This is a genomic window from Pseudomonas sp. LBUM1658, from assembly GCF_059716055.1.
This window is the reverse complement of sequence record NZ_CP166798.1, coordinates 6,623,293-6,645,353: the sequence shown is the minus strand read 5'-3', so window position 1 is coordinate 6,645,353 and position 22,061 is coordinate 6,623,293. Positions and strand designations below refer to the sequence as shown.

Genomic DNA, 22,061 nt, shown 5'->3' with positions numbered 1-22,061 from the left:
ATTTTCGGCGGTAAAGGTTCCAATGAGGGCTGCGCAATTTTTTCGTCCCTGAAATACAAAGTGCGGGTTTCAGGCCGGGCAGGGCGCCTGGCCTTTCTATGATCAGTGGCTACCGGAGTGTCCGAAACCGCCGGTACCGCGCTGGGTTTCATCGAACTCTTCGACCAGCTCGAAGTGCGCTTGAACCACGGGCACCAGCACCAGCTGGGCCAGGCGTTCGCCAATCACGATGTTGAAATCGGTCTGGCCACGGTTCCAGCACGACACCATCAACGGGCCCTGGTAATCAGAGTCGATCAGGCCGACCAGATTGCCCAGCACGATGCCGTGCTTATGGCCCAGGCCTGAGCGCGGCAGAATCAGCGCCGCCAAACCCGGATCGCCGATGTAAACCGACAGGCCGGTAGGGATCAGCAGGGTTTCGCCTGGCTTGATGACAGTGTCTTTTTCCAGCATCGCGCGCAGGTCGAGGCCGGCGGAGCCTGGCGTGGCGTATTGCGGCAGCGGGAATTCGGTGCCAATGCGTGGGTCGAGGATCTTGGCTTGCAAAGCGTGCATGTAAATTAAACCTGGTTCAGACGTTCGGCGATAAAAGTGATCAGCTGGCGGGCAATCTTGCCCTTGCTGGTCTGGGCAAAGAGAGTTGCGTGCAACTCCCGGTCAATCACGCTGCAGGCGTTTTCCTCGCTGTTGAAGCCAATGCTCGGGTTGGCGACATCATTGGCAACGATCAGATCGAGGTTTTTGTCTTTCAATTTGCGTGCAGCGTAGTCGAGCAGATGTTCGGTTTCAGCCGCGAAGCCGACACTGAACGGACGGTCGGGACGGGTGGCGATGGAGGCCAGAATGTCTGGGTTGCGCACCATTTGCAGCAACAAGCCGTCACCGTTTGTAGGGTCTTTCTTGAGTTTCTGTGGGGCGACGACTTCGGGGCGGTAGTCAGCGACCGCCGCGGAGGCGATGAACAGGTCGCAGGGGATCGCGGCTTCGCAGGCGGCTAGCATATCCCGGGCGCTGACCACATCGATTCGGGTCACTCGATCCGGGGTCGGCAAATGCACCGGGCCGGTGATCAAGGTCACGCGGGCACCGGCCTCGACCGCCGCTTCCGCCAGGGCAAAGCCCATTTTTCCGGAGCTGTGGTTGGTGATGTAGCGTACCGGGTCGATGTTTTCCTGGGTCGGGCCGGCGGTGATCAGCACGTGCTTGCCGGTCAACGACTGGCGCTTGAAACACTCGGCGGCACAGAGCGCGAGGTCGTCGGCTTCGAGCATGCGGCCCATGCCGACGTCGCCGCAGGCCTGGCTCCCTGAAGCCGGGCCGAACACCCGCAGGCCACGGCTTTCGAGCAATTGGGTGTTGGCCTGGGTGGCCGGATCGCGCCACATGGCCTGGTTCATGGCCGGGGCAATAGCGACGGTGGCATCGGTGGCCAGGACCAGGGTGGTCAGCAGGTCATCGGCAATGCCCTGGGCCAGGCGGGCGATCAGATCCGCGGTGGCGGGGGCGATCAGCACCAGATCGGCCCATTTCGCCAGCTCGATATGGCCCATCGCGGCTTCGGCCGCCGGGTCGAGCAGGTCCATATGGACCGGGTTTCCCGATAGGGCCTGCATGGTCAGCGGGGTGATGAACTCGCTGCCGCCACGGGTCATGACCACGCGCACTTCGGCGCCCTGGTCGAGGAGTCGGCGAACCAGTTCGGCGCTCTTATAAGCGGCAATGCCGCCGCCGACGCCGAGAACAATGCGTTTCCGATACAGACGCTGCATAGGCTTGCCTTTCGTTCAGTGATGACTACGTGCGACGCCTCCTCCCCAGGTGAAATCGCACGCTAAAAAGATGGGCTAAGATAGCACAGCGACCGCCACGGAACAGCGGCGCCCACACACATGGAGGTGCTATGAGCATTCGCGATTGGCCTGCGGCGGAGCGTCCGCGGGAGAAACTTCTGGAGCAGGGTTCGGCCAGTCTTTCCGACGCCGAGTTGCTGGCGATCTTTCTACGAACCGGGGTCAGCGGCAAAAGTGCAGTCGATCTTGCGCGACACTTGCTGCTGCAATTTGGCAGCCTGCGGGCGTTACTGGAGGCGGATCAGCTGGCATTCAGCCGCCAGTTGGGGCTGGGTCCGGCGAAGTTCGCTCAATTGCAGGCGGTGCTGGAGATGGCCCGGCGACATCTGGCTGAAAGGCTGCGGCGGGATTCGGTGCTGGAAAGTCCGTTAGCCGTACGCGACTACCTCAAGGCCTTGCTTCGGCATGAGCCCCACGAAGTGTTTGGTTGTCTGTTTTTGGATACCAAGCATCGAGTGCTGGGGTTCGAGGCACTGTTCAGAGGCTCGATCGACACCACCAGCGTCTATCCCCGGCAGGTGGTCAAGCGTGCGTTGGCATACAACGCGGCGGCCTTGATCCTGTGTCACAACCACCCTTCGGGCATCGCCGAGCCGAGTCAGGCCGACCGCGTACTGACCAAGCGCCTGCAGAAGGCGCTGGCCTTGATCGATGTGCGGGTGCTCGACCATTTCATCATCGGTGAAGGCGACCCGCTGTCGATGTCCGAGTATGGGTGGATGTAGAGAGGCAGCGGCAAGCCTCAAGCTGCAAGCTGCAAGCGGCAAGACAGAGCGGTACGCGCTCTGAACTTGCGGCTGGCTACTTGATGCTGACCTTCGAGTAATCCTGGCGACCGAACGGGCTGACCTGGTAGCCCTGCACCTCCTTGCGCGTCAGGGCGAAGGCGGTCGGGTGCGCCAGTGGCAGCCAGAGCGCCTGTTGCTGGATCTGCGCCTGGGCCTGTTGGTAGAGCTTGCTGCGTACACCCTGCTCGCTGGTGGTTTTACCGGCGCTGATCAGTTTGTCCAGGCCCTGGTCGCAGTAACGGGCGAAGTTGGTCCCGGATTTCACCGCGGCGCAGGAAAACTGCGGGGTCAGGAAGTTATCCGGGTCGCCGTTATCGCCAGCCCAGCCCATGAATAGCAGGTCGTGTTCACCGGCTTTGGCCCGGCGAATCAGCTCGCCCCACTCGATGACCCGAATCTCGGCCTGAATACCGACCTCGGCCAGATCCGCCTGCAACAGCTGGGCGCCCAGGCTTGGGTTGGGGTTGAGCAGGCTGCCCGAGGGGCGGGTCCAGAGGGTGGTTTTGAAACCGTCCTTGAGCCCGGTCCTGGCCAGCAGCTCCCGCGCCTTGGCGACGTTATGGGAGTAGCCCGGCAGTTCCTTGGCGTAGCTCCAGGTGTTGGGTGGGTAAGGGCCATTGGCGGGTTCGGCGGTGTCTTCGAAGACGGCCTTGAGGTAGCTGGACTTATCGAAAGCGAGGTTGATTGCCTGGCGTACTTCAGGCTTGTCCAGCGGCGGGTGCTGGCTGTTGATGGCGACAAACGCGGTCATGAAGGCCGCGGTGCTCTCGACTTTAAGCGTCGATTCCTTGCTGGCGACTTGCACGTCCAGGGGTTTGGGCGACAGGGCGATCTGGCACTCGTTGCGCCGCAGTTTTTGCAGGCGCACGTTGGCGTCCGGGGTGATGGCGAACACCAGGGTGTCCACCGCAGGCTTGCCGCCGAAGTAATCGCGGTTGGCCTTGTAGCGAACCGCTGCGTCCTTCTGGAAACGCCCGAAGATGAATGGGCCGCTGCCGATCGGCTGGCTGTTGAGTTTCTCCGGGGTGCCGGCCTTGAGTAACTGGTCGGCATATTCTGCCGAATAGATCGAGGCGAAGCCCATGCTCAGGGTCGCAAGGAAAGTCGAATCCGGATGGTCGAGGGTGAACCGCACGGTCAGCGGGTCGAGTGCGTCGATCTTTTTGATCAGCGCCGGCAATTGCATCGATTGTGCATGGGGGAAACCGCTCTGGGCGACCTTATGCCATGGGTTGGCCGGGTCAAGCATCCGCTCGAAGCTGAACTTCACGTCTTCTGCGGTCAGCTCGCGGCTGGGGCTGAAGTATTCGGTGCGATGGAATTTCACCTGCGGATGCAGCTTGAAGACATACGTCAGGCCGTCAGTGGAAACTTCCCAGCTGTCAGCGAGGCTGGGTACCACTTTGCCGCTGGCGGTATCAAAGTCCACCAGGCGATTCATCAGCACGTCGGCGGACGCATTGGTGGTGGTCAGCGAGTTGTATTGCACCACGTCAAAACCTTCCGGGCTGGCCTCGGTGCAGACGCTCAGGGCGGCGGCATGGGCCAGCGGGCTCAGAAAGGGAGCGAGCAGTAGCGGTAGGGCTGCGAGGCGCATATTCGGTTTCCTTTGCAGATCGGAGGCCCATCTGCGAGTGCAGTCTGGAAAAGGCTTACCCTAGTGGTCTCTTTTGAAAATGACTATGCAATTTTTCAGTTTGGCGTTTCCTGCTTGTGGTCTTTTGAGGGGTAAATGGCCAGATGAGTGGTCTTTCTGACAAAATCAGAGCCATTTTTTCTGAAAAACAGCTCCATTGCCTCGTTTGATCAAGGTGATTTACAGGTAATCTGTATGGCTGAGTCGTGGGTAAAGGCAGCCAGGTGCAAATTCAGCGACGAGCGGTAACCTGCGCCGGCAGCCTTTGACTGAGGCGCCCGGAGCAAGAAACTCGGGCCTTTACGAAAGGCAGATCACATCGGCTGTTGTTGCAATGGGGTCTTTCTGGTATAAAGCAGCGCTCTTTTCTAGGGGCCCGGTTCCTTCGCTTGTAGGTGTAGCCGGTAAGACCCTTAAAGAAACGCGGCGCCTGGCGCCAAATGACTGAGAGATTAAGCGGCCAACCCATGCCGGGTTGGGCATGTGGTTTTAGAGGGCTGAGGCATGTCGAGAGTCTGTCAAGTTACCGGTAAGGGTCCGGTGACTGGGAATAACATTTCCCACGCAAACAACAAAACCCGTCGTCGTTTCCTGCCGAACCTGCAGCATCACCGCTTCTGGGTCGAGTCCGAGAAGCGTTTTGTGCGTCTGCGCGTATCTGCCAAAGGCATGCGTATCATCGACAAGCGTGGCATTGATGTCGTGCTGGTCGAAATTCGCCGCAATGGCGCTAAGGTCTAAGGGAGATAATCATGCGTGAATTGATCCGTTTGGTGTCGAGTGCCGGTACTGGCCACTTCTACACCACTGATAAGAACAAGCGCACCACTCCGGATAAAATCGAAATCAAAAAATTCGATCCGCGGGTTCGCAAGCACGTGATCTACAAAGAAGCCAAAATCAAGTAATTGGTTTTGTCTCTTAAGAAAAAGGCCCGTATCGCGAGATACGGGCCTTTTTCTTTGTGCCGAATTTTTACGACCTAAGCATCAGCCGCAGGTAATGCGCCTGATGATGTTGTCCGAGTCGGCTTCCAGGTTGATGCGATTTGGACGCAGGTCCATGGTTGATGCGTGCAGTGGGCCGGTGACGCGGACGGGCGCGCCATCTGCTTTGGCACGGACCTCCTCGAGTAATTCCGGGGTAAAACGCTTGCCAATGGTGTACTGGGCGACGCTTGTATTGCATTGATCAGAATTAGACATCATTTACTTCCTTGTTTGATGAATGTGCGGGCGGGCAATCAGCCCCAGCGCACGCTTGTATTGAATTTCTGGGTTAAAGACGCGTTCCATTTACGTGGTTTCGGCACTGTCCCAAGTGGTATACCTTCAGCTCTGCGAGGTCTGCGCCTCACTGGAGCTTGGTACGCATCCATGGATATTGCCTCTGTCGATATGTATCGCGGTATTAGCCAGGCAGGAGGGCCGCCAGCGAACGAAAAAAAGCCCCGCCAAAAAGGCAGGGCTTCGTGGAACCCTCTAATCAAAGGGTTTCAAGCTTTCTGTTCAAACACTACGTAAACTTTCCGACAGTGTTCGAGTACTTCCCAGGTACCTTTGAAACCTGCGGGGATGACAAAACGATCGCCCACGCGGAGTGTCTTTGCGTTGCCTTCTCCGTCCCGCAGAACGGAAACGCCCTGCACGATCTCGCAGTATTCGTGCTCGGTATAGTTGACTGTCCATTGGCCCACGGCGCCTTCCCACACGCCCGCGTTCATCTGGCCACAAGGGCTGTTGTAGTGGTTGTAGATGACTTGCTCGGGGTCGCCCTTGAGGACTTTTTCCTGGACCGGGCGAAAGCGCTCCGCCTGGGTATTGGCCTGGTTGAAGTCGACGATGTCCTGGATACTCATTGTTTTATCCCCCGTGATTGCGACGCGAGTGGCTGGTAAGCCCAAAGTCTATGTTTATTAAAATGAACATCGCAAGGCCGTTTTAGCGCCCTGTGTCAAATATATTGAAACTAGAGGTGCCGCTGGTTTAGGGTGATGGTTGCCTTGGGCCGAAGTGAAGGCTGGCCGGGCAGAATTCCTGAGGGTGCCTGCGTAGAACGCGTAGCACCTGTATTCAATAAGAGGAGGACATTCGTATGACCACCCTGACTCGTGCCGACTGGGAGCAACGCGCCCGTGATCTGAAGATCGAAGGCCGTGCTTACATCAATGGCGAATACACCGCTGCAGTCTCCAATGAGACGTTCGAGTGCATTAGCCCGGTCGATGGTCGCCTGCTGGGCAAGATCGCCAGCTGTGACGTCGCCGACGCCCAGCGTGCAGTTGAAAATGCCCGTACTACCTTCAATTCCGGTGTCTGGTCGCGGCTGGCGCCGAGCAAGCGCAAATCCACCATGATTCGTTTCGCCGGCTTGTTGAAAAAGCACGCCGAAGAACTGGCCCTGCTTGAAACCCTCGACATGGGCAAGCCGATCAGCGATTCCCTGGGCATCGATGTTCCGGGCGCAGCGCAAGCGCTGAGCTGGAGCGGCGAAGCTATCGACAAGATCTACGATGAAGTCGCTGCCACGCCGCATGATCAGTTGGGTCTGGTGACCCGCGAGCCCGTCGGTGTAGTGGCCGCCATCGTGCCGTGGAACTTTCCGTTGACGATGGCCTGCTGGAAACTCGGCCCGGCGTTGTCCACCGGTAACTCGGTGATCCTCAAACCGTCCGAAAAATCGCCGCTGACCGCCATCCGCATCGCCGCTCTGGCCGTTGAAGCTGGTATTCCGGCGGGTGTGTTGAACGTGCTGCCCGGTTACGGCCATACCGTCGGCAAGGCGCTGGCTTTGCACATTGACGTCGACACGCTGGTATTCACCGGCTCGTCGAAGATCGCCAAGCAGTTGCTGATCTACTCCGGCGAATCGAACATGAAGCGCGTCTGGCTCGAAGCCGGTGGCAAGAGCCCGAACATCGTGTTCGCCGATGCGCCGGACCTGCAAGCCGCCGCCGAAGCTGCGGCCGGTGCCATCGCATTCAACCAGGGCCAAGTCTGCACCGCCGGTTCGCGTCTGCTGGTCGAGCGTTCGATCAAGGACCGTTTCCTGCCGCTGGTGATCGAAGCCCTCAAAGGCTGGAAGCCTGGCAACCCACTGAACCCGGAGACCAACGTCGGTGCGATGGTGGATACCCAGCAGATGAACACCGTGCTGTCGTACATCGAATCCGGTCATAGCGATGGCGCCAAACTGGTGGCGGGTGGCAAGCGCATCCTCGAGGAAACCGGCGGTACCTACGTTGAGCCGACGATCTTCGATGGCGTGAGCAATGCGATGAAGATCGCCCAGGAAGAAATCTTTGGTCCGGTGCTTTCAGTCATTACCTTCGACACCGTGGAAGACGCCATTCAGATCGCCAACGACACGCCCTATGGCCTGGCCGCGGCGGTGTGGACGTCCAACATTTCCAAGGCGCACCTGACCGCCAAGGCATTGCGTGCCGGTAGTGTCTGGATCAACCAGTACAATGGCGGCGATATGACCGCGCCGTTTGGTGGCTTCAAGCAATCGGGCAATGGTCGCGACAAATCGCTGCACGCGTTCGACAAATACACTGAGCTGAAGGCGACCTGGATCAAGTTGTAACTCCCTGTGGGAGCGAGCTTGCTCCGGGCGGCGTTCCGACGATAGCGGTCTGACAGTCACAGTCCATCGCGAGTAATCCATCTCGCAGCCGGGCTTTCCTCCAGGAAGGTCCGGCTGTGTTGTTTCAGCCATCGAATAAAAGCCATCCACAGGAGCGTGGAAATGCGTTGGGCGACTTATTTCGCCGTATTGGCGTCTGTCCTGAGTGTCGGTCTGGCGCTGGGCGTCAGCATGCCGTTGGTGTCGTTGCGTCTGGAAGGCTGGGGTTATGGTTCGTTCGCTATTGGGGTAATGGCGGCGATGCCAGCAATGGGCGTACTCCTCGGCGCCAAGATCTCGAACCGTCTGGCGGCGCATTTCGGTACCGCGGGCTTGATGCGCTTGTGCCTGTGGTGCGGGGCGGTATCGATCGGCCTGCTGGCGCTGTTGCCGAGCTACCCGATCTGGCTGGTGTTGCGCCTGATGATCGGGGTCATCCTGACTATCGTCTTTATTCTCGGTGAAAGCTGGATCAACCAGTTAGTGGTGGAACAATGGCGCGGTCGTTTGGTGGCGCTGTACGGCAGCAGCTATGCCTTGAGCCAGCTGTCCGGGCCGCTGCTGCTGGGTGCTCTGGGAACCGAGGGTGATTACGGTTTCTGGGTCGGGGTCGGGCTGCTGGTGATCTCGCCGTTCCTGCTACTGGGGCGTAGCGGGGCGCCGACCAGCGAGGGACTTGGCGTGACCTTGGGCGATTTGCTGGGATTTTGCCGCGGGTTGCCGGCGATTGCCTGGGCGGTAGCGCTGTTCGCGGCGTTCGAAGCGATGATCCTGACCTTGCTGCCGGTCTATTGCTTGCGCCAGGGCTTCACCACCGAAATTGCCCTGGCGATGGTCAGCACCGTGGTGGTCGGCGATGCTTTGTTGCAACTACCGATTGGTGCGCTGGCCGATCGGCTGTCACGGCGCACACTGTTTACCGGTTGTGCAGTGATCCTGATGCTGTCGAGTCTGGCAATTCCGCTGCTGATCGATACCTTGCTGATCTGGCCGCTGTGGGTGCTGTTCGGGGCCAGTGCCGGCGGCTTGTTTACCCTGTCGTTGATTCTGATCGGCGAACGTTATCGCGACGATGCACTGGTCCGCGCCAATGCCCACGTCGCGCAGTTGTGGGGTATCGGCTGCCTGATCGGGCCGTTGGTGGCAGGGGCGGGCAGTCAGTGGATCAGCGGGCATGCCCTGCCATTGTTGATGGCGGCCGGGGCGTTCGGTCTGGTGATTCTGGTGTCGCGTCAGGGGGCTTTCGGGGTAGTTGCCGAAGCGGCCTAAAGTATCCGCTCCAGGCCAACGGTGGTGCTGAACCAGGCATTGAAGCGCCGCCACCAGCTTCCCGGCTCCCGGCGCAGGGTATGCAGTTGCTGATTGTCTTCGGTGACCCAGACTACCCGACCATTCTCCAGCTTGGCCTGATAACTCAGGGCCGGTGCCATGCCTTGCAGGGCCATGTCACGGACGTGTTCGGCCAGTTCAGGGCTGTCCACGATTACGCCGACTTCGGTGTTCCATAGCACCGAACGCGGGTCGAAATTGAACGAGCCGATAAAGGATTTTTTTCGGTCGAAGATGATCGCTTTGCTGTGCAGGCTGGAGTCGGATTCGCCATAAGATCCAGCCCGGAACATGTAGGGTCCGCTGCCGCCACGCTCCCCGGGTTGGCGCCGCAGTTCGAACAGCTGCACGCCATGTTCCAGCAAGGCTTTGCGGTAGGGCGCGTAACCGCCATGTACCGCTGGCACATCGGTGGCTTCGAGAGAGTTGGTCAGCAAGCTCACCGAGACCCCGGCGTCGGCGCGTCCGGTCAGGTACAGCAAGCCAGGCTGACCGGGAACGAAGTAGGCTGAGATCAAGATCAGTTCTTTGCTGACGCCCTCGAGTTCCGGCGCCAGTTGGGTGGTGAGCAGCAACTGCGGATCTGGCTCGCCATCGGCCAGCACCTTGCTCGGGGCATCCCACAATGCCTGGCTCCAGGCCCCGATCAACTCTTTGCGCCAGATGTCCATGCGCGGTTCGGTTCGAAAGGTCATCAGTTGTTGATACAACGCATGGTTCTGTTGCCGGGTTTCTGCCAGGGATTGCTCCAGCCTTGCCCGGGTGTTGGCCAGATCCTTGGCCGTCGGCTTGGTGGACATAAACTCGTCGATCGGCTTGCTCAGGGACTATTCCAGTATTGATCGAAGCTGTGCCCGAGTTGCTCGGCCACCGGACCCATACCGAGCAGGTCGATGTCAGTGAAATTCAGGTCGGGCTCGGCATCGAAATACTCATCCCCTAGATTGCGCCCGCCGACAATGGCCGCGCTGTTGTCCGCCAGCCACAGTTTGTTGTGCATGCGCCGATGTTGCAGCGACAGGTTGAGCAGTCGGCCCGCGGTCCGGGTCACGCCGGTACTGCGGCCCAGGTGCAGCGGGTTGAACACGCGAATCTGGATGTGCGGGTGGGCGGCGAGCGTGGCAATCACCTGATCCTGGCCGTCACTGGTCAAGTCATCGAGCAGTATGCGCACGCGCACGCCGCGATCGGCAGCCTTGAGCAACTCTTCCACCAACATCCGCGTGCTGATGCCGTCATGAACGATGTAGTACTGCAAGTCGAGGCTGCTTTGTGCGTTGCGGATCAGCTCGGCGCGGGCGGTGAAGGCTTCGCCACTGTCGGACAACAGACGAAAACCGGACTGCCCCTTGTAAGGCGCCGCCTGGGCCTTGATCGAGCGGCCAAACGCCGAGTCCGCCGCAGGTAAGGCTTGGCTCGGCTCGCGCGGAGCGTTGAACGTGGCGCAGCTGTTCAGGGTCAGGATGACCAGCAGAAGCAAGGGCAGAGCCCGTCTGGATCTCAAGTCGGATCGTCCCGATTGGCGGCGGTTGTCTGCATACGGACGCTGGTTTCCGAATAAAGGTCAGTCAATGGCAGCCTCGGTTTCGGCCAGCAGTTTGATCGCCGCCGCTCCCACCTTGCGCACGGCCTCTTCAATCTGTGCCGTTGGTTTGGCAGCGTAGTTCATCCGTAGACAATTGCGGTATTTGCCGGAAGCCGAAAAGATACTGCCGACGGCGATCTGTACGCCTTGATCGAGCAGGGCACGATTCAGTTTCAAGGTATCAAAGCCGTCCGGCAGTTCGACCCACAGCATGAAACTGCCTTGCGGACGGCTGGCACGTGTACCTGCGGGGAAATATCGGCTGACCCAGTCGATCATCAAGTCGCGGTTACGCTGGTACAGGCTGCGCATGCGGCGCAAGTGCGGCTCGAAATGCCCGGCCTTGAGGAATTCGGCGATGGCGATCTGTGGCTGCGGCGCGGTGGAGCCGGTGCTGATGTACTTCATGTGCAGCACCCGCTCCAGATAACGTCCCGGTGCTACCCAGCCGATACGCAGGCCTGGCGCCAGGGTTTTCGAGAACGAACTGCAGAGCAGGACTCGACCGTCTTCGTCGAAGGACTTGATGGTTCGTGGGCGCGGGTAGGTGTAGGCCAATTCGCCATACACATCATCCTCGATGATCGCCACGTCGAAGCGCTGTGCCAGGGTCAACAACGCCCGCTTGCGAGACTCCGGCATGATGTAACCCAGCGGGTTGTTGCAGTTGGGGGTCAACTGTATGGCCTTGATCGGCCACTGTTCCAAGGCCAGTTCGAGGGCATCGAGACTGATCCCGGTAAGCGGATCAGTGGGGATTTCCAGAGCCTTCATGCCCAGCCCCTTGAGGGTTTGCATGGCGCCGTGAAAGCTCGGCGAGTCCACGGCAACGATATCGCCTTGTTCGCAAGTGGCTCGAATGCTGGTGGACAGCGCCTCATGGCAGCCGGTGGTGACCACCAGGTCGTTGGCGTTCAACTGACAGCCGGAATCGAGCAGCAGGCGGGCAATCTGCTCGCGCAGTTCGAGGGTGCCGTAGATATTGTCGTAATACAGGCCGGGCATGTCTTGCCGACGGCTGATCCGGGCCAGGCCGCGCAGCAGGGGTTTGAGGGTGGGTGTGGTGATGTCCGGCATACCGCGACCCAGTTGGACCACGTCTTTGCGCGGTACCGCCCGGATTAATTCGAGAACCTGATCCCACTGGGAGATTTCCACCGGTCGTTGGGCGGGGCGCCCGACGGCGGGCAGCGCCGGCAGCTCGCGACCGACCGGGACGAAATAGCCGGATTTCGGTTTTGGCGTCGCGAGGCCGCTGTCTTCCAGCATCCGATAGGCCTGTTGCACGGTGCTCAGGCTGACCCCGTGTTCGACGCTCAAGGCCCGCACCGAAGGCAACCGGTCGCCGGGGCGATAGAAACCCTGTTCTATACGCGTGCCGAGCAGTTCGGCGAGATTGACGTAAAGGGTCATGGCGGGGCCTCGGCGGGAATTGATTCAGATAACCAGTACAGATGAAGCAAAAATACAGGATTCAGTGCTGCGATTGGAAACTCTGTATGGAGATAATACATCCGTTTTGAATCTGTAATGGTTTTGGGTGCCCGCGCATGATGTCTGCTCATGGCAACCCAAGTAAACAGGAGCTACAGACATGAACGGCTTGAGCGATGTGCGGCTTGCGTTACACAGTCAGGAACTGGCGGCAGGGCAGGAAAACGGGTCACGTGCGGCGACGGCCCGTAATGCCCCGTCCGGTCTGAGCCGTTGGGGCCTGCTGTGGCATCGCCTGCACACCCGCAAGGCCTTGCTTGATCTGACGGCCGAGCAACTGCGCGATATCGGCTTGAGCCGTGAGCAGGCGCGGGAGGAGGGGCTCAAACCGTTCTGGCGGCTCTAAGAGGCTTACCAGATGCCAGTTAAGGATCTTGAGATGAACATCGGCCCTGTGGTTGCGCCGCTGCACCTCACGCCAGCTCTTTAAGTCGATGCCACAACATCCCCAACGCCAGCAACGGCGAACGCAAATGTTTGCCACCCGGAAACGTGATGTGCGGCACCTTGGCGAACAGATCGAAACCGTCGCTTTGTTGGCCACTAATGGCTTCGGCCAACAGTTTGCCGGCCAGATGCGTGACGTTCAGACCATGACCTGAGTAGGCCTGGGCGTAATACACGTTGGGATGGTCCTTGAGACGACCAATCTGCGGCAAGCGATTGGCGCCGATGCCGATCATGCCGCCCCATTGATAGTCGATCTTCACCTCGCCCAGTTGCGGGAATACTTCCAGCATTTTTGGTCGCATATAAGCGCCGATGTCCTGCGGATCGCGCCCGGAATAGTGACAGGCACCACCAAACAGCAAGCGCCGGTCCGCCGAGAGGCGGTAGTAATCCAGTGCTACCCGTTGATCGCAGACCGCCATGTTCTGTGGCAACAAGGAATGGGCCAGGGCTTCGCTCAAGGGTTCGGTGGCGATGATGTAGCTGCCGGCGGGCAGCACCTTGCCACTGAGTTCCGGGTTGAGTTCGTTGAGATAGGCGTTGCAGCCCAGCACCAGGGTCTTGGCGCGAACTGAACCTTGAGCAGTGTGAACACGAACTTCAGGGCCGTAATCGATGCGGGTCACCGCCGATTGCTCGAACAGCTTCACGCCGAGTTGCTGCGCGGCGCCGGCTTCGCCCAGCGCGAGGTTCAACGGATGCAGATGCCCCGAGCCCATGTCGATCAAACCGCCAACGTAGCGATCAGAACCCACCACGCTGTGCATCTCATTGGCTTGCAGCAGACGGGTTGTGTGGCGATAACCGAGGCTGCGCAGCGCTTCGGCCTCTGCGGCGAACCCTTCAAGATCGCGGGGTTTGTTGGCCAGGTCACAGTAACCCCAGGTCAGGTCGCAGGGGATCTGGAAGCGTTCGACCCGCTGGCGGACCAGTTCCACGGCTTCCAGGCCCATCAGCTTCATCTGGCGCACGCCATCCGTGCCCAGCACATTGGCGAACTGATCGAGGCCATGCCCGACCCCACGGATCAACTGCCCGCCGTTGCGCCCGCTGGCACCCCAGCCGATCCTGCGAGCTTCCAACAGCACGACGCTGAGGCCGCGTTCAGCCAGTTCGATCGCCGTGTTCAACCCGGAGAAACCGCCGCCGACCACGCATACATCGGCCACTGACTCGCCTGTGAGCACCGGATGGTCGGGCTGCGGCAGGCTGCTGGCGGCATAGTAAGAGGCGGTGTGCTGGTTGCTCGGGACAGGTTGCTGAGCACGGGCGTTCATGTGCGTAATCCTGATTATTGTGTTTGAAAAACTTTACGGAGCATAAGCCGGACCTTTCAGTTTCGGCAACACCGGTCGGCCGGCGCTGTCTGGAATGTGGCTTTTAAGGCAAAATCCCAATCCATCTACTTTCCGGTAATCGCCTCGATGAGCTGCAACAGCCAGAAAATCCGTTTGCTTCGGCAGCAGATTCCCTCATTCGAGTGCGTACCTGGCTGCCATGACTGCTGTGGTCCGGTGACCACTTCGCCTGAAGAAATGTCCCGCTTGCCGCGCAAGACCGCCGCCGAGCAAGAGGCGGCGATGGATGAGCTGGACTGCGTCCACCTGGGCCCGAACGGCTGTACGGTGTACGACGAGCGGCCGCTGATCTGTCGCCTGTTCGGTACCACGCCGACCTTGCCATGCCCCAATGGCCGCCGCCCGGTGGAGATGATTCATCCGCGGGTCGAAAAGCAGATTCATGAGTACATGGCCAGTACGCGGCAGGTGTTGGTTTAAACGTTTGCCCCGAAAATCTTCAATCCGGAATCGGCAGATTCAGGCTCTCCTTCACCTCTTCCATCACGATATAGCTCTTGGATTCGCGCACATGGGGCAGTTTGAGCAGGATGTCGCCCAATAGCTTGCGGTACGAGGCCATCTCGGAAATCCGTGCCTTGACCAGGTAATCGAAATCCCCTGACACCAAATGGCACTCCAGCACATGGGGCAGTTTCAGCACGGCACGGCGGAACTCTTCGAAGGTATCGCCGGACTTGTAGTCGAGGCTAATCTCGACGAACACCAGCAGGTTGGCCTTCAAGTGCTGGGGGTTGAGCCGGGCGTTGTAGCCCATGATGATTCCTTCGCGCTCCAGGCGCCGCACTCGCTCGGTACAGGGCGTAGTCGACAGGCCGACCTTTTCCCCCAGTTCGGTGAAGGAAATACGCCCGTCCGCCTGCAGGATCCGCAGGATGTTACGGTCGATCTTGTCCAGCTCACGCTTGGTCTGGGTGTTGGTACGCATAGGGGATGCGCCTCCGTGAAAAGGGTTTTTGCCGAGAATTCTCGCCAAATATAGGCACTTATATAGTGAAAAGCACTGGCTAATGTTTTTTACACTGCGCATATCAATGCTCTGAACAACAAACGTCAGCGGTAATCCGCGATGAGGGATATGAAAATGCGCGTTCTGGTCTTGGGTAGCGGCGTCATCGGTACCGCCAGTGCCTACTATCTGGCTCGGGCCGGGTTCGAAGTAGTGGTGGTCGATCGTCAACCCGCCGCTGCCATGGAAACCAGTTTTGCCAATGCCGGGCAGGTCTCCCCAGGCTATGCCTCGCCGTGGGCCGCGCCAGGTGTGCCGCTCAAGGCCATCAAGTGGCTGTTGCAGCGCCACGCGCCGCTGGCGATCAAGGCGACCGCCGATATCGACCAATACCTGTGGATGGCGCAGATGCTGCGCAACTGCACCGCCAGCCGTTATGCGGTGAACAAGGAGCGCATGGTCCGTCTGTCCGAGTACAGCCGCGACTGCCTCGACGAACTGCGCGCCGAAACCGGCATTGCCTACGAAGGCCGCAGCCTGGGGACTACCCAGCTGTTCCGCACTCAAGCGCAACTTGACGGTGCGGCGAAAGACATCGCGGTCCTCAAAGAGTCCGGCGTACCTTTCGAGCTGCTTGACCGCGCCGGCATTGCCCGCGTCGAGCCAGCGCTGGCCAGCGTCACCGATATTCTTGCCGGTGCCTTGCGCCTGCCGAACGACCAGACCGGCGACTGCCAGATGTTCACCACCCGCCTGGCCGAAATGGCGGTGAAACTGGGCGTGGAGTTCCGCTTCGGTCAGGATATTCAACGCCTCGACTACGCTGGCGAGCGCATCAATGGCGTGTGGATCGATGGCAAGCTGGAAACCGCCGACCGCTACGTGATGGCGCTCGGCAGCTACTCGCCGCAGTTGCTCAAGCCGCTGGGGATCAAGGCACCGGTGTACCCGCTCAAGGGTTACTCGCTGACCGTGCCGATCACCAACCCGGCAATGGCCCCGACTTCGACTATCCTCGATGAGACTTTCAAGGTTGCGATCACCCGTTTCGACAACCGCATTCGGGTCGGTGGCATGGCCGAGATCGCCGGTTTTGACCTGTCGCTCAATCCACGTCGTCGCGAAACCCTGGAGATGATCGTCAACGACCTCTATCCTCAGGGCGGTGATCTGTCCCAGGCCGCTTTCTGGACCGGCCTGCGTCCGACCACTCCGGACGGCACACCGATTGTCGGTGCCACGCTGTTCCGCAATCTGTTCTTGAACACCGGTCACGGCACGCTCGGCTGGACCATGGCCTGCGGCTCTGGTCGCTTGCTGGCTGACCTGATGGCGAAGAAATCGCCACAGATCAGCGCCGAAGGCCTCGATATTTCTCGTTACGGTAATAGCCCCAAGGAGTCAGCTAAACATGTCAATCCAGCGCCAGCTCACCAATGAGCGCATGAGCCAGATCGTTGTTCATAACGGTACCGTGTATCTGGCAGGGCAAGTCGGCGACGATATGAACGCCGGGATTGAACAGCAGACCCGTGAAACCCTGGCCAATATCGAGCGTTTGCTGGATCTGGCGGGTACCGACAAGACCCGTTTGTTGTCGGTGACTATCTACATGAAAGACATCGACGCTGATTTCGTCGGCATGAACAGCGTGTGGGACAAGTGGCTGCCAAAAGGTGTGGCACCTGCCCGCGCTACAGTGGAGTCGAAACTCTGCGAACCGGAAATTCTGGTCGAGCTGTCGGTTGTGGCCGCTCTGCCTTAAGCATTAAAGGTCCCTCTCCCGGCGCTGTTAGCGGTTCACGCCGTCAGCCAGCGCCGGTTTTTCTTCCTCATGACCGCCTAGAAGTCTGCCGCCATGCGTCCTGCCCGTGCCCTGATCGATCTTCAAGCCCTGCGTCACAACTATCAATTGGCCCGCGAAGTGTCGGGAGGAGCCAAGGCTCTCGCCGTGATCAAGGCCGATGCCTATGGCCATGGCGCGGTGCGTTGCGCCCAGGCTCTGGAAGCCGAGGCGGACGGTTTTGCCGTCGCCTGCATTGAAGAGGCGCTGGAACTGCGCGCCGCTGGCATTCGTGCGCCGGTGCTGCTGCTCGAAGGCTTTTTCGAAGCCGATGAGCTGCCATTGATTGTCGAGCATGATTTCTGGTGTGTGGTGCACTCGTTATGGCAACTCGAGGCGATCGAGAAAGCCGCACTGGCCAAACCGCTGACCATCTGGCTCAAGCTCGATTCGGGCATGCACCGCGTCGGTTTGCATCCGGCGGATTACCAGGCGGCTTATCAACGCCTGCTGGCCAGCGGCAAAGTGGCGAAGATCGTCTTGATGAGCCACTTCGCCCGCGCCGACGAACTGCATTGCAGCCGCAGTGAGGAGCAGGTCGCGGTGTTCGAGGCGGCCCGCCAGGGTTTGTCGGCCCAGATCAGCCTGCGCAACTCGCCAGCCGTTCTCGGTTGGCCGAACATTCCCAGTGACTGGGTGCGTCCCGGCATCATGCTTTACGGCGCAACCCCGTTCGAGGAAGCCAATGCGCTGGCCGCGCGTCTGCAACCGGTGATGACCCTGGAATCGAAAGTGATCTGCGTACGTGAACTGCCGGCCGGCGAGCCGGTGGGCTACGGCGCGAAATTCATCACCGAGAAACCGATGCGCATCGGTGTGGTTGCCATGGGCTATGCCGACGGTTATCCGCGCCAGGCCCCTACAGGCACTCCCGTGTTGGTCGCGGGTCAACGCAGCCAGCTTCTCGGGCGGGTATCGATGGACATGTTGTGCGTCGATCTGACCGATGTGCCCCAGGCGGGCCTCGGTTCGACGGTCGAGTTGTGGGGAAAAAACATCCTCGCCAGTGACGTAGCGATGGCCGCCGAGACCATTCCCTATCAGATTTTCTGCAACCTGCGCCGAGTGCCACTGCTCTATTCCGGGAGCTGACAGGCAAAGGGCCGTACCGAAAGTCGCCTGGCCGAACAGGATTCAACCCGAAGTGTTGTAAATACTGAACGCTGTCGCCATGATAACGCTCAATATCCATACAACCTGAATCCTGGGAGGCTAATGCATTGGACGTCGGTGAACGACTGCAATCCATCCGTAAACTGAAAGGTCTTTCCCAGCGTGAACTCGCCAAGCGTGCGGGCGTCACCAATAGCACCATTTCGATGATCGAGAAAAACAGCGTCAGCCCCTCGATCAGTTCGCTGAGGAAGGTTCTTGGCGGTATCCCCATGTCCATGGTGGAATTCTTTTCCGAAGAAATCCTCCAGGAAAAACCGACTCAGATCGTCTATAAAGCCCACGAACTGATCGATATTTCCGATGGTGCAGTGACCATGAAGCTGGTCGGCAGGGCACACCCGAGCCGGGCGATTGCGTTTCTCAACGAGATTTACCCGCCAGGCGCCGATACCGGTGGCGAAATGCTCACCCATGAGGGCGAGGAAACCGGCATTCTCCTGGAAGGGCGACTGGAATTGGTGGTCGGGCTCGAGACATTCGTACTCGAAGCCGGTGACAGTTACTACTTTGAAAGCACCAAGCCGCACCGTTTCCGTAATCCGTTCGATGCGCCGGCGCGACTAATCAGCGCAGCCACACCCGCGAATTTCTGACAGAAGAGGCGTCCAGCAAGGTTTGCGGAGGCGCCCTGGTTACTTTCCTGCCACTACTAATACCCCTTCGACTTTAGGGTTGTTTCAGTGTGGCCGGCTAACCGTTATACTTGCGCCCGCCTGCGAACCGTGGCCGTGGGCGTGACTAGCCACCATTGAGGGTGTACGCGTGAACCTAATTATGAAAATGCTGGCTGCACCAGCAACCGTATTGGCCCTTTGGGCAGTCAGCGCTCAAGCTGCGACTACTGACGACATTGCCAAGCGACTTGAACCAGTCGGCCAGGTCTGTGTACAAGGTAAAGAGTGCAAGGGGATGGAAGTCGCGGCTTCGGCTGGCGGCGCTGGCGGCGCGAAAACGCCGAAAGACGTGATTGCCAAGCATTGCAATGCTTGCCATGGCACCGGCCTGTTGGGCGCGCCGAAAATCGGTGATAAAGCCGCCTGGAAAGAACGTGCCGACCACCAGGGTGGTCTCGACGGTATCCTCGCCAAAGCCATTACCGGTGTGAACGCGATGCCGCCAAAAGGCACCTGCGCAGATTGCTCGGATGACGACTTGAAAGGCGCAATCAAGGAGATGTCTGGCTTGTAACAAGCTCGATCTTCTAGAAAAAGCCGCTTACGAGCGGCTTTTTTGTGCCCGGTGATTCGTCCTGAGACTGTTCTTTGCGAGCCAGACCCGGCAAGCTCGGGCTAACCTTAATTCAAGGAAGGTCAGGGAGAGTCAGATGGTGCAGTCCTGTTCAATCGAGCATGCCGTCGATGACGTGCTCGCGCGTTTGCCGGCGCATATTCATATGGGCTTGCCACTCGGGCTGGGTAAACCCAATGCTTTTGTTAACGCGCTATACCAACGCATTGCGCAGTTGCCCGAGCGGCACTTGACGATCTACACCGCCTTGAGTCTCGGCCGCCCAGCGCTGGGCGATGGCTTGCAGCGGCGCTTTCTCGAACCTTTTATCGAGCGGGTATTCGGCGATTATCCTGAGTTGGACTTCCTCGCCGATCTGCACGGCAATAGCCTGCCAGCCAATATCCGGGTCGAACAGTTTTTCCTGCTGCCGGGCAGTCTGCTCAACAGTGCAGCCGCTCAGCAGGACTACGTCAGCAGCAACTACAGCCATGCCGCCCGGGACATCAACGCCGCTGGCTTGAACCTGGTCGCGCAACTGGTCGCGCGTGATTCATTACAGGCCGATCGCCTGAGTTTGAGCTGCAACCCGGACATTACACTCGACTTGCTGCCGATGATCGCCAAGCGCCGCGCCGCGGGAGAAACTATTCTGCTGCTCGGCCAGGTGCACCGCGACCTGCCCTACATGCCAGGCCATGCAGAAATCGGCAGTGACGCCTTCGATTTACTGATCGACGAGGAGGACCGCACCACGCTGTTTTCCACGCCGAATATGCCGGTGGGCCTGCAGGACCATTTCATCGGTCTGCATGCCAGCACGCTGGTGCGCGATGGCGGCACTTTGCAGATCGGCATCGGCTCCATGGGCGATGCACTGACGGCTGCGTTGTTGGCGCGGCAGGCGGACAACGATGGTTATCGTGCGCTGCTGGCGGATATCGATCTGACTCAATGGCAGCCCCTTATCGAACGTGAAGGCGGCATAGAGCCCTTCGCTGAAGGGCTCTACGGTTGCAGCGAAATGTTCGTCAACGGGTTGCTGGTTCTGGCCGACGCTGGGATCGTGCGCCGCAAGGTCTACCCGGATGTTGCGCAGCAAGAGCAGGCGAACGCCGGAACGCTTGATGAGGCGACGCAGCCTGGGGGCATTTCGGTGCATGGCGGGTTCTTCCTCGGGCCGCGCAGTTTCTATCAGCGCTTGCGCGAGTTGCCGCTGAGCAAACTGGCCGAGTTCAACATGACCGCCATCAGCTACATCAATGAGCTGTACGGCAACGAACAGCTCAAGCGTTTGCAGCGGCGCGATGCGCGCTTCATCAACAGCGCCTTCACCATGACCCTGCTGGGTGCCGGGGTGGCGGATCAACTGGAAGACGGGCGGGTAGTCAGCGGTGTCGGCGGGCAATACAACTTTGTCGTTCAGGGCCATGCGCTGGAGGGCGCGCGTTCGATTCTGATTTTGCGCAGTTGGCGAGAGGCGGGTGGCGAGGTCAGTTCAAATATTGTTTGGGAGTACGGGCACTGCACGATCCCGCGGCACCTGCGCGATATCGTGGTGACGGAATACGGCATCGCCGACCTGCGTGGCAAAACCGATGCGGCGGTGATTGAAGCATTGCTCAATATCAGTGACTCCCGCTTCCAGCAGGGCCTGATCGAGCAGGCGCAGAACATCGGCAAGTTACCCAAGGACTTCCGCCTCGATCCGCGCTTCGCCGACAACAACCCACAGCGTTTGCAGGAGATTCAGGCACGGCATCCGCAGCTGTTTCCGGAGTATCCGTTGGGGAGTGATTTCAGCCCTGAAGAGCGGGACTTACTGCGGGCGCTGAACTGGCTGAAGAGCAAGTTCAAGCTCACCGAAATTCTTGAGCTGGGCAAGGCGGCACTCGATGCGCCGGAGCCGTCGGAGTTTCCCGTGCATCTGGAGCGGATGCAGCTGACGAAACCTGAAGGCCTGCGCGAGGACCTGTATCAGCGGTTGCTGCTGACGGGGCTGAAGGCTACTGCGCCCTGACGATCGTCAAGATCGCAGCCTGCGGCAGCTCCTACAGAGGAATGCGGTCGGCGGAGCTGCCGAAGGCTGCGATCTTTTTGCGGCTACAGCCATCACTCGATAAAGGTCACGACACCACCGGCCAGGGATTTCACCCGGGCCAGGGATTCGACGCGATAGCCTTGGGAGTCCAGCTCCGCGCGGCCGCCCTGGAAAGACTTCTCGATCACGATACCCAGGCCCGCCACGGTGGCGCCGGCTTGCTTGATGATCGAGATCAGCGCCTGCGAAGCCTTACCGTTGGCCAGGAAGTCATCGATAATCAGCACCCGGTCGCTGCTGGTCAGGTGCCGTGGGGAAATCGCCACAGTGCTTTCGGTCTGCTTGGTGAACGAGTACACGGTTGCCGACAGCAGGTTTTCAGTCAGGGTCAGGGACTGATGCTTGCGGGCGAAAATCACCGGCACGCCGAGCTTCAGACCGGTCATGATCGCGGGTGCAATGCCCGAGGCTTCGATGGTGACGATCTTGGTGATGCCCGAATCGGCGAACAGCGTGGCGAACTCGTCACCGATCTGCTTCATCAGCTGTGGGTCGATCTGGTGGTTCAAAAAAGCGTCGACTTTCAGGACTTGATCAGAAAGTACGATGCCTTCTTCGCGAATTTTCTTGTGCAAAGCTTCCACGGAACGTCCTCTTTTAGCGCTTTGTGCGCCTAAGCTCTGATAAAAAGTGTTCGGTTAAAAA

At 59.5% G+C, this 22,061-nt stretch carries 22 protein-coding genes and 1 pseudogene; 13 read left to right on the top strand and 10 right to left on the bottom strand.

The genetic code is table 11. From position 1 onward, the window contains the following. Nucleotides 1-102: 102 nt before the first annotated feature. Nucleotides 103-558 carry a dUTP diphosphatase gene (gene dut / locus ACA064_RS30715; RefSeq protein ID WP_497671444.1) on the bottom strand — a complete coding sequence of 152 codons (456 nt, stop codon included), beginning with the start codon at nucleotides 556-558 and terminating at the stop codon, nucleotides 103-105. A 5-nt stretch (nucleotides 559-563) separates the two neighbouring features. Further along, nucleotides 564-1,772: a bifunctional phosphopantothenoylcysteine decarboxylase/phosphopantothenate--cysteine ligase CoaBC gene (gene coaBC, locus ACA064_RS30710; RefSeq protein ID WP_497671443.1), complete on the bottom strand. Its 1,209-nt coding sequence runs from the start codon at nucleotides 1,770-1,772 to the stop codon at nucleotides 564-566. A gap of 131 nt (nucleotides 1,773-1,903) precedes the next feature. Here coaBC and radC point away from each other — a divergent pair, with 131 nt between their 5' ends. Further along, the gene (radC, locus tag ACA064_RS30705; protein WP_497671442.1) at nucleotides 1,904-2,578 is read left to right on the top strand and encodes a RadC family protein; all 675 of its coding nucleotides are present in this window, start codon (nucleotides 1,904-1,906) and stop codon (nucleotides 2,576-2,578) included. A 76-nt stretch (nucleotides 2,579-2,654) separates the two neighbouring features. Here radC and ACA064_RS30700 read toward each other — a convergent pair whose 3' ends face one another. Beyond that, nucleotides 2,655-4,238: an ABC transporter substrate-binding protein gene (locus ACA064_RS30700; protein WP_497671441.1), complete on the bottom strand. Its 1,584-nt coding sequence runs from the start codon at nucleotides 4,236-4,238 to the stop codon at nucleotides 2,655-2,657. A 543-nt stretch (nucleotides 4,239-4,781) separates the two neighbouring features. Here ACA064_RS30700 and rpmB point away from each other — a divergent pair. Both rpmB and rpmG read left to right on the top strand, forming a co-directional pair. Next, complete coding sequence (rpmB, locus tag ACA064_RS30695; protein ID WP_150803776.1) at nucleotides 4,782-5,018, top strand: 50S ribosomal protein L28; 237 nt, start codon at nucleotides 4,782-4,784, stop codon at nucleotides 5,016-5,018. A gap of 11 nt (nucleotides 5,019-5,029) precedes the next feature. Further along, the gene (rpmG, locus tag ACA064_RS30690; protein ID WP_003437824.1) at nucleotides 5,030-5,185 is read left to right on the top strand and encodes a 50S ribosomal protein L33; all 156 of its coding nucleotides are present in this window, start codon (nucleotides 5,030-5,032) and stop codon (nucleotides 5,183-5,185) included. A gap of 81 nt (nucleotides 5,186-5,266) precedes the next feature. On the opposite strand, the gene ACA064_RS30685 is transcribed toward rpmG, so the two are convergent. Further along, complete coding sequence (locus ACA064_RS30685; RefSeq protein WP_497671440.1) at nucleotides 5,267-5,485, bottom strand: I78 family peptidase inhibitor; 219 nt, start codon at nucleotides 5,483-5,485, stop codon at nucleotides 5,267-5,269. A 287-nt stretch (nucleotides 5,486-5,772) separates the two neighbouring features. Next, on the bottom strand, nucleotides 5,773-6,135 hold the full coding sequence (locus ACA064_RS30680) for a cupin domain-containing protein (RefSeq protein WP_497671439.1): 363 nt from the start codon (nucleotides 6,133-6,135) through the stop codon (nucleotides 5,773-5,775). 236 nt (nucleotides 6,136-6,371) lie between these two features. On the opposite strand from ACA064_RS30680, the gene ACA064_RS30675 reads away from it, so the two are divergent. Together ACA064_RS30675 and ACA064_RS30670 are read left to right on the top strand one after the other, a co-directional pair. Beyond that, complete coding sequence (locus tag ACA064_RS30675) at nucleotides 6,372-7,865, top strand: aldehyde dehydrogenase (protein WP_497671438.1); 1,494 nt, start codon at nucleotides 6,372-6,374, stop codon at nucleotides 7,863-7,865. A gap of 162 nt (nucleotides 7,866-8,027) precedes the next feature. Continuing rightward, nucleotides 8,028-9,173, top strand: a complete 1,146-nt coding sequence (locus ACA064_RS30670) for an MFS transporter (RefSeq protein ID WP_497671437.1) — start codon at nucleotides 8,028-8,030, stop codon at nucleotides 9,171-9,173. On the opposite strand, the pseudogene ACA064_RS30665 reads toward ACA064_RS30670, so the two are convergent. Together ACA064_RS30665 and ACA064_RS30660 are read right to left on the bottom strand one after the other, a co-directional pair. Continuing rightward, nucleotides 9,170-10,737: pseudogene (locus ACA064_RS30665) on the bottom strand (phospholipase D family protein). The gene ACA064_RS30670 and the pseudogene ACA064_RS30665 overlap by 4 nt on opposite strands. Nucleotides 10,738-10,797: 60 nt before the next feature. After that, nucleotides 10,798-12,231 (bottom strand): aminotransferase-like domain-containing protein, encoded by a 1,434-nt coding sequence (locus ACA064_RS30660; RefSeq protein ID WP_497671436.1) that lies wholly within the window; start codon nucleotides 12,229-12,231, stop codon nucleotides 10,798-10,800. A 181-nt stretch (nucleotides 12,232-12,412) separates the two neighbouring features. On the opposite strand from ACA064_RS30660, the gene ACA064_RS30655 reads away from it, so the two are divergent. After that, complete coding sequence (locus tag ACA064_RS30655) at nucleotides 12,413-12,658, top strand: DUF1127 domain-containing protein (RefSeq protein WP_497671435.1); 246 nt, start codon at nucleotides 12,413-12,415, stop codon at nucleotides 12,656-12,658. Between the two features lie 67 nt (nucleotides 12,659-12,725). Here the strand turns inward: ACA064_RS30655 and ACA064_RS30650 are convergent, their stop codons facing one another. Then, nucleotides 12,726-14,039 (bottom strand): NAD(P)/FAD-dependent oxidoreductase, encoded by a 1,314-nt coding sequence (locus tag ACA064_RS30650; protein ID WP_497671434.1) that lies wholly within the window; start codon nucleotides 14,037-14,039, stop codon nucleotides 12,726-12,728. Between the two features lie 147 nt (nucleotides 14,040-14,186). Here ACA064_RS30650 and ACA064_RS30645 point away from each other — a divergent pair, with 147 nt between their 5' ends. Then, on the top strand, nucleotides 14,187-14,540 hold the full coding sequence (locus ACA064_RS30645) for a YkgJ family cysteine cluster protein (RefSeq protein ID WP_489358353.1): 354 nt from the start codon (nucleotides 14,187-14,189) through the stop codon (nucleotides 14,538-14,540). Nucleotides 14,541-14,559: 19 nt separating this feature from the next. Here ACA064_RS30645 and ACA064_RS30640 read toward each other — a convergent pair whose 3' ends face one another. Continuing rightward, nucleotides 14,560-15,048, bottom strand: a complete 489-nt coding sequence (locus ACA064_RS30640) for an Lrp/AsnC ligand binding domain-containing protein (RefSeq protein WP_150640743.1) — start codon at nucleotides 15,046-15,048, stop codon at nucleotides 14,560-14,562. 156 nt (nucleotides 15,049-15,204) lie between these two features. Between ACA064_RS30640 and dadA the strand changes: the two genes are divergently transcribed. The 6 genes from dadA to ACA064_RS30610 all read left to right on the top strand — a co-directional run bounded on the left by dadA (nucleotide 15,205) and on the right by ACA064_RS30610 (nucleotide 21,335). Then, complete coding sequence (gene dadA / locus ACA064_RS30635; RefSeq protein ID WP_497671433.1) at nucleotides 15,205-16,509, top strand: D-amino acid dehydrogenase; 1,305 nt, start codon at nucleotides 15,205-15,207, stop codon at nucleotides 16,507-16,509. Next, nucleotides 16,481-16,834, top strand: a complete 354-nt coding sequence (locus tag ACA064_RS30630) for a RidA family protein (protein WP_497671432.1) — start codon at nucleotides 16,481-16,483, stop codon at nucleotides 16,832-16,834. The genes dadA and ACA064_RS30630 overlap by 29 nt, the downstream gene beginning before the upstream one ends. 93 nt (nucleotides 16,835-16,927) lie before the next feature. Then, nucleotides 16,928-18,004, top strand: a complete 1,077-nt coding sequence (alr, locus tag ACA064_RS30625) for an alanine racemase (protein WP_497671431.1) — start codon at nucleotides 16,928-16,930, stop codon at nucleotides 18,002-18,004. Nucleotides 18,005-18,132: 128 nt separating this feature from the next. Beyond that, a complete protein-coding gene (locus tag ACA064_RS30620) occupies nucleotides 18,133-18,681 on the top strand; it encodes a cupin domain-containing protein (RefSeq protein ID WP_150640739.1) in 549 nt (182 codons plus the stop codon). A gap of 181 nt (nucleotides 18,682-18,862) precedes the next feature. After that, on the top strand, nucleotides 18,863-19,276 hold the full coding sequence (locus ACA064_RS30615; protein ID WP_497674358.1) for a c-type cytochrome: 414 nt from the start codon (nucleotides 18,863-18,865) through the stop codon (nucleotides 19,274-19,276). A 136-nt stretch (nucleotides 19,277-19,412) separates the two neighbouring features. Next, nucleotides 19,413-21,335 (top strand): acetyl-CoA hydrolase/transferase C-terminal domain-containing protein, encoded by a 1,923-nt coding sequence (locus ACA064_RS30610; protein ID WP_497671430.1) that lies wholly within the window; start codon nucleotides 19,413-19,415, stop codon nucleotides 21,333-21,335. A gap of 92 nt (nucleotides 21,336-21,427) precedes the next feature. Here the strand turns inward: ACA064_RS30610 and ACA064_RS30605 are convergent, their stop codons facing one another. Then, a complete protein-coding gene (locus tag ACA064_RS30605) occupies nucleotides 21,428-22,000 on the bottom strand; it encodes a xanthine phosphoribosyltransferase (protein WP_497671429.1) in 573 nt (190 codons plus the stop codon). Nucleotides 22,001-22,061 lie beyond the last annotated feature (61 nt).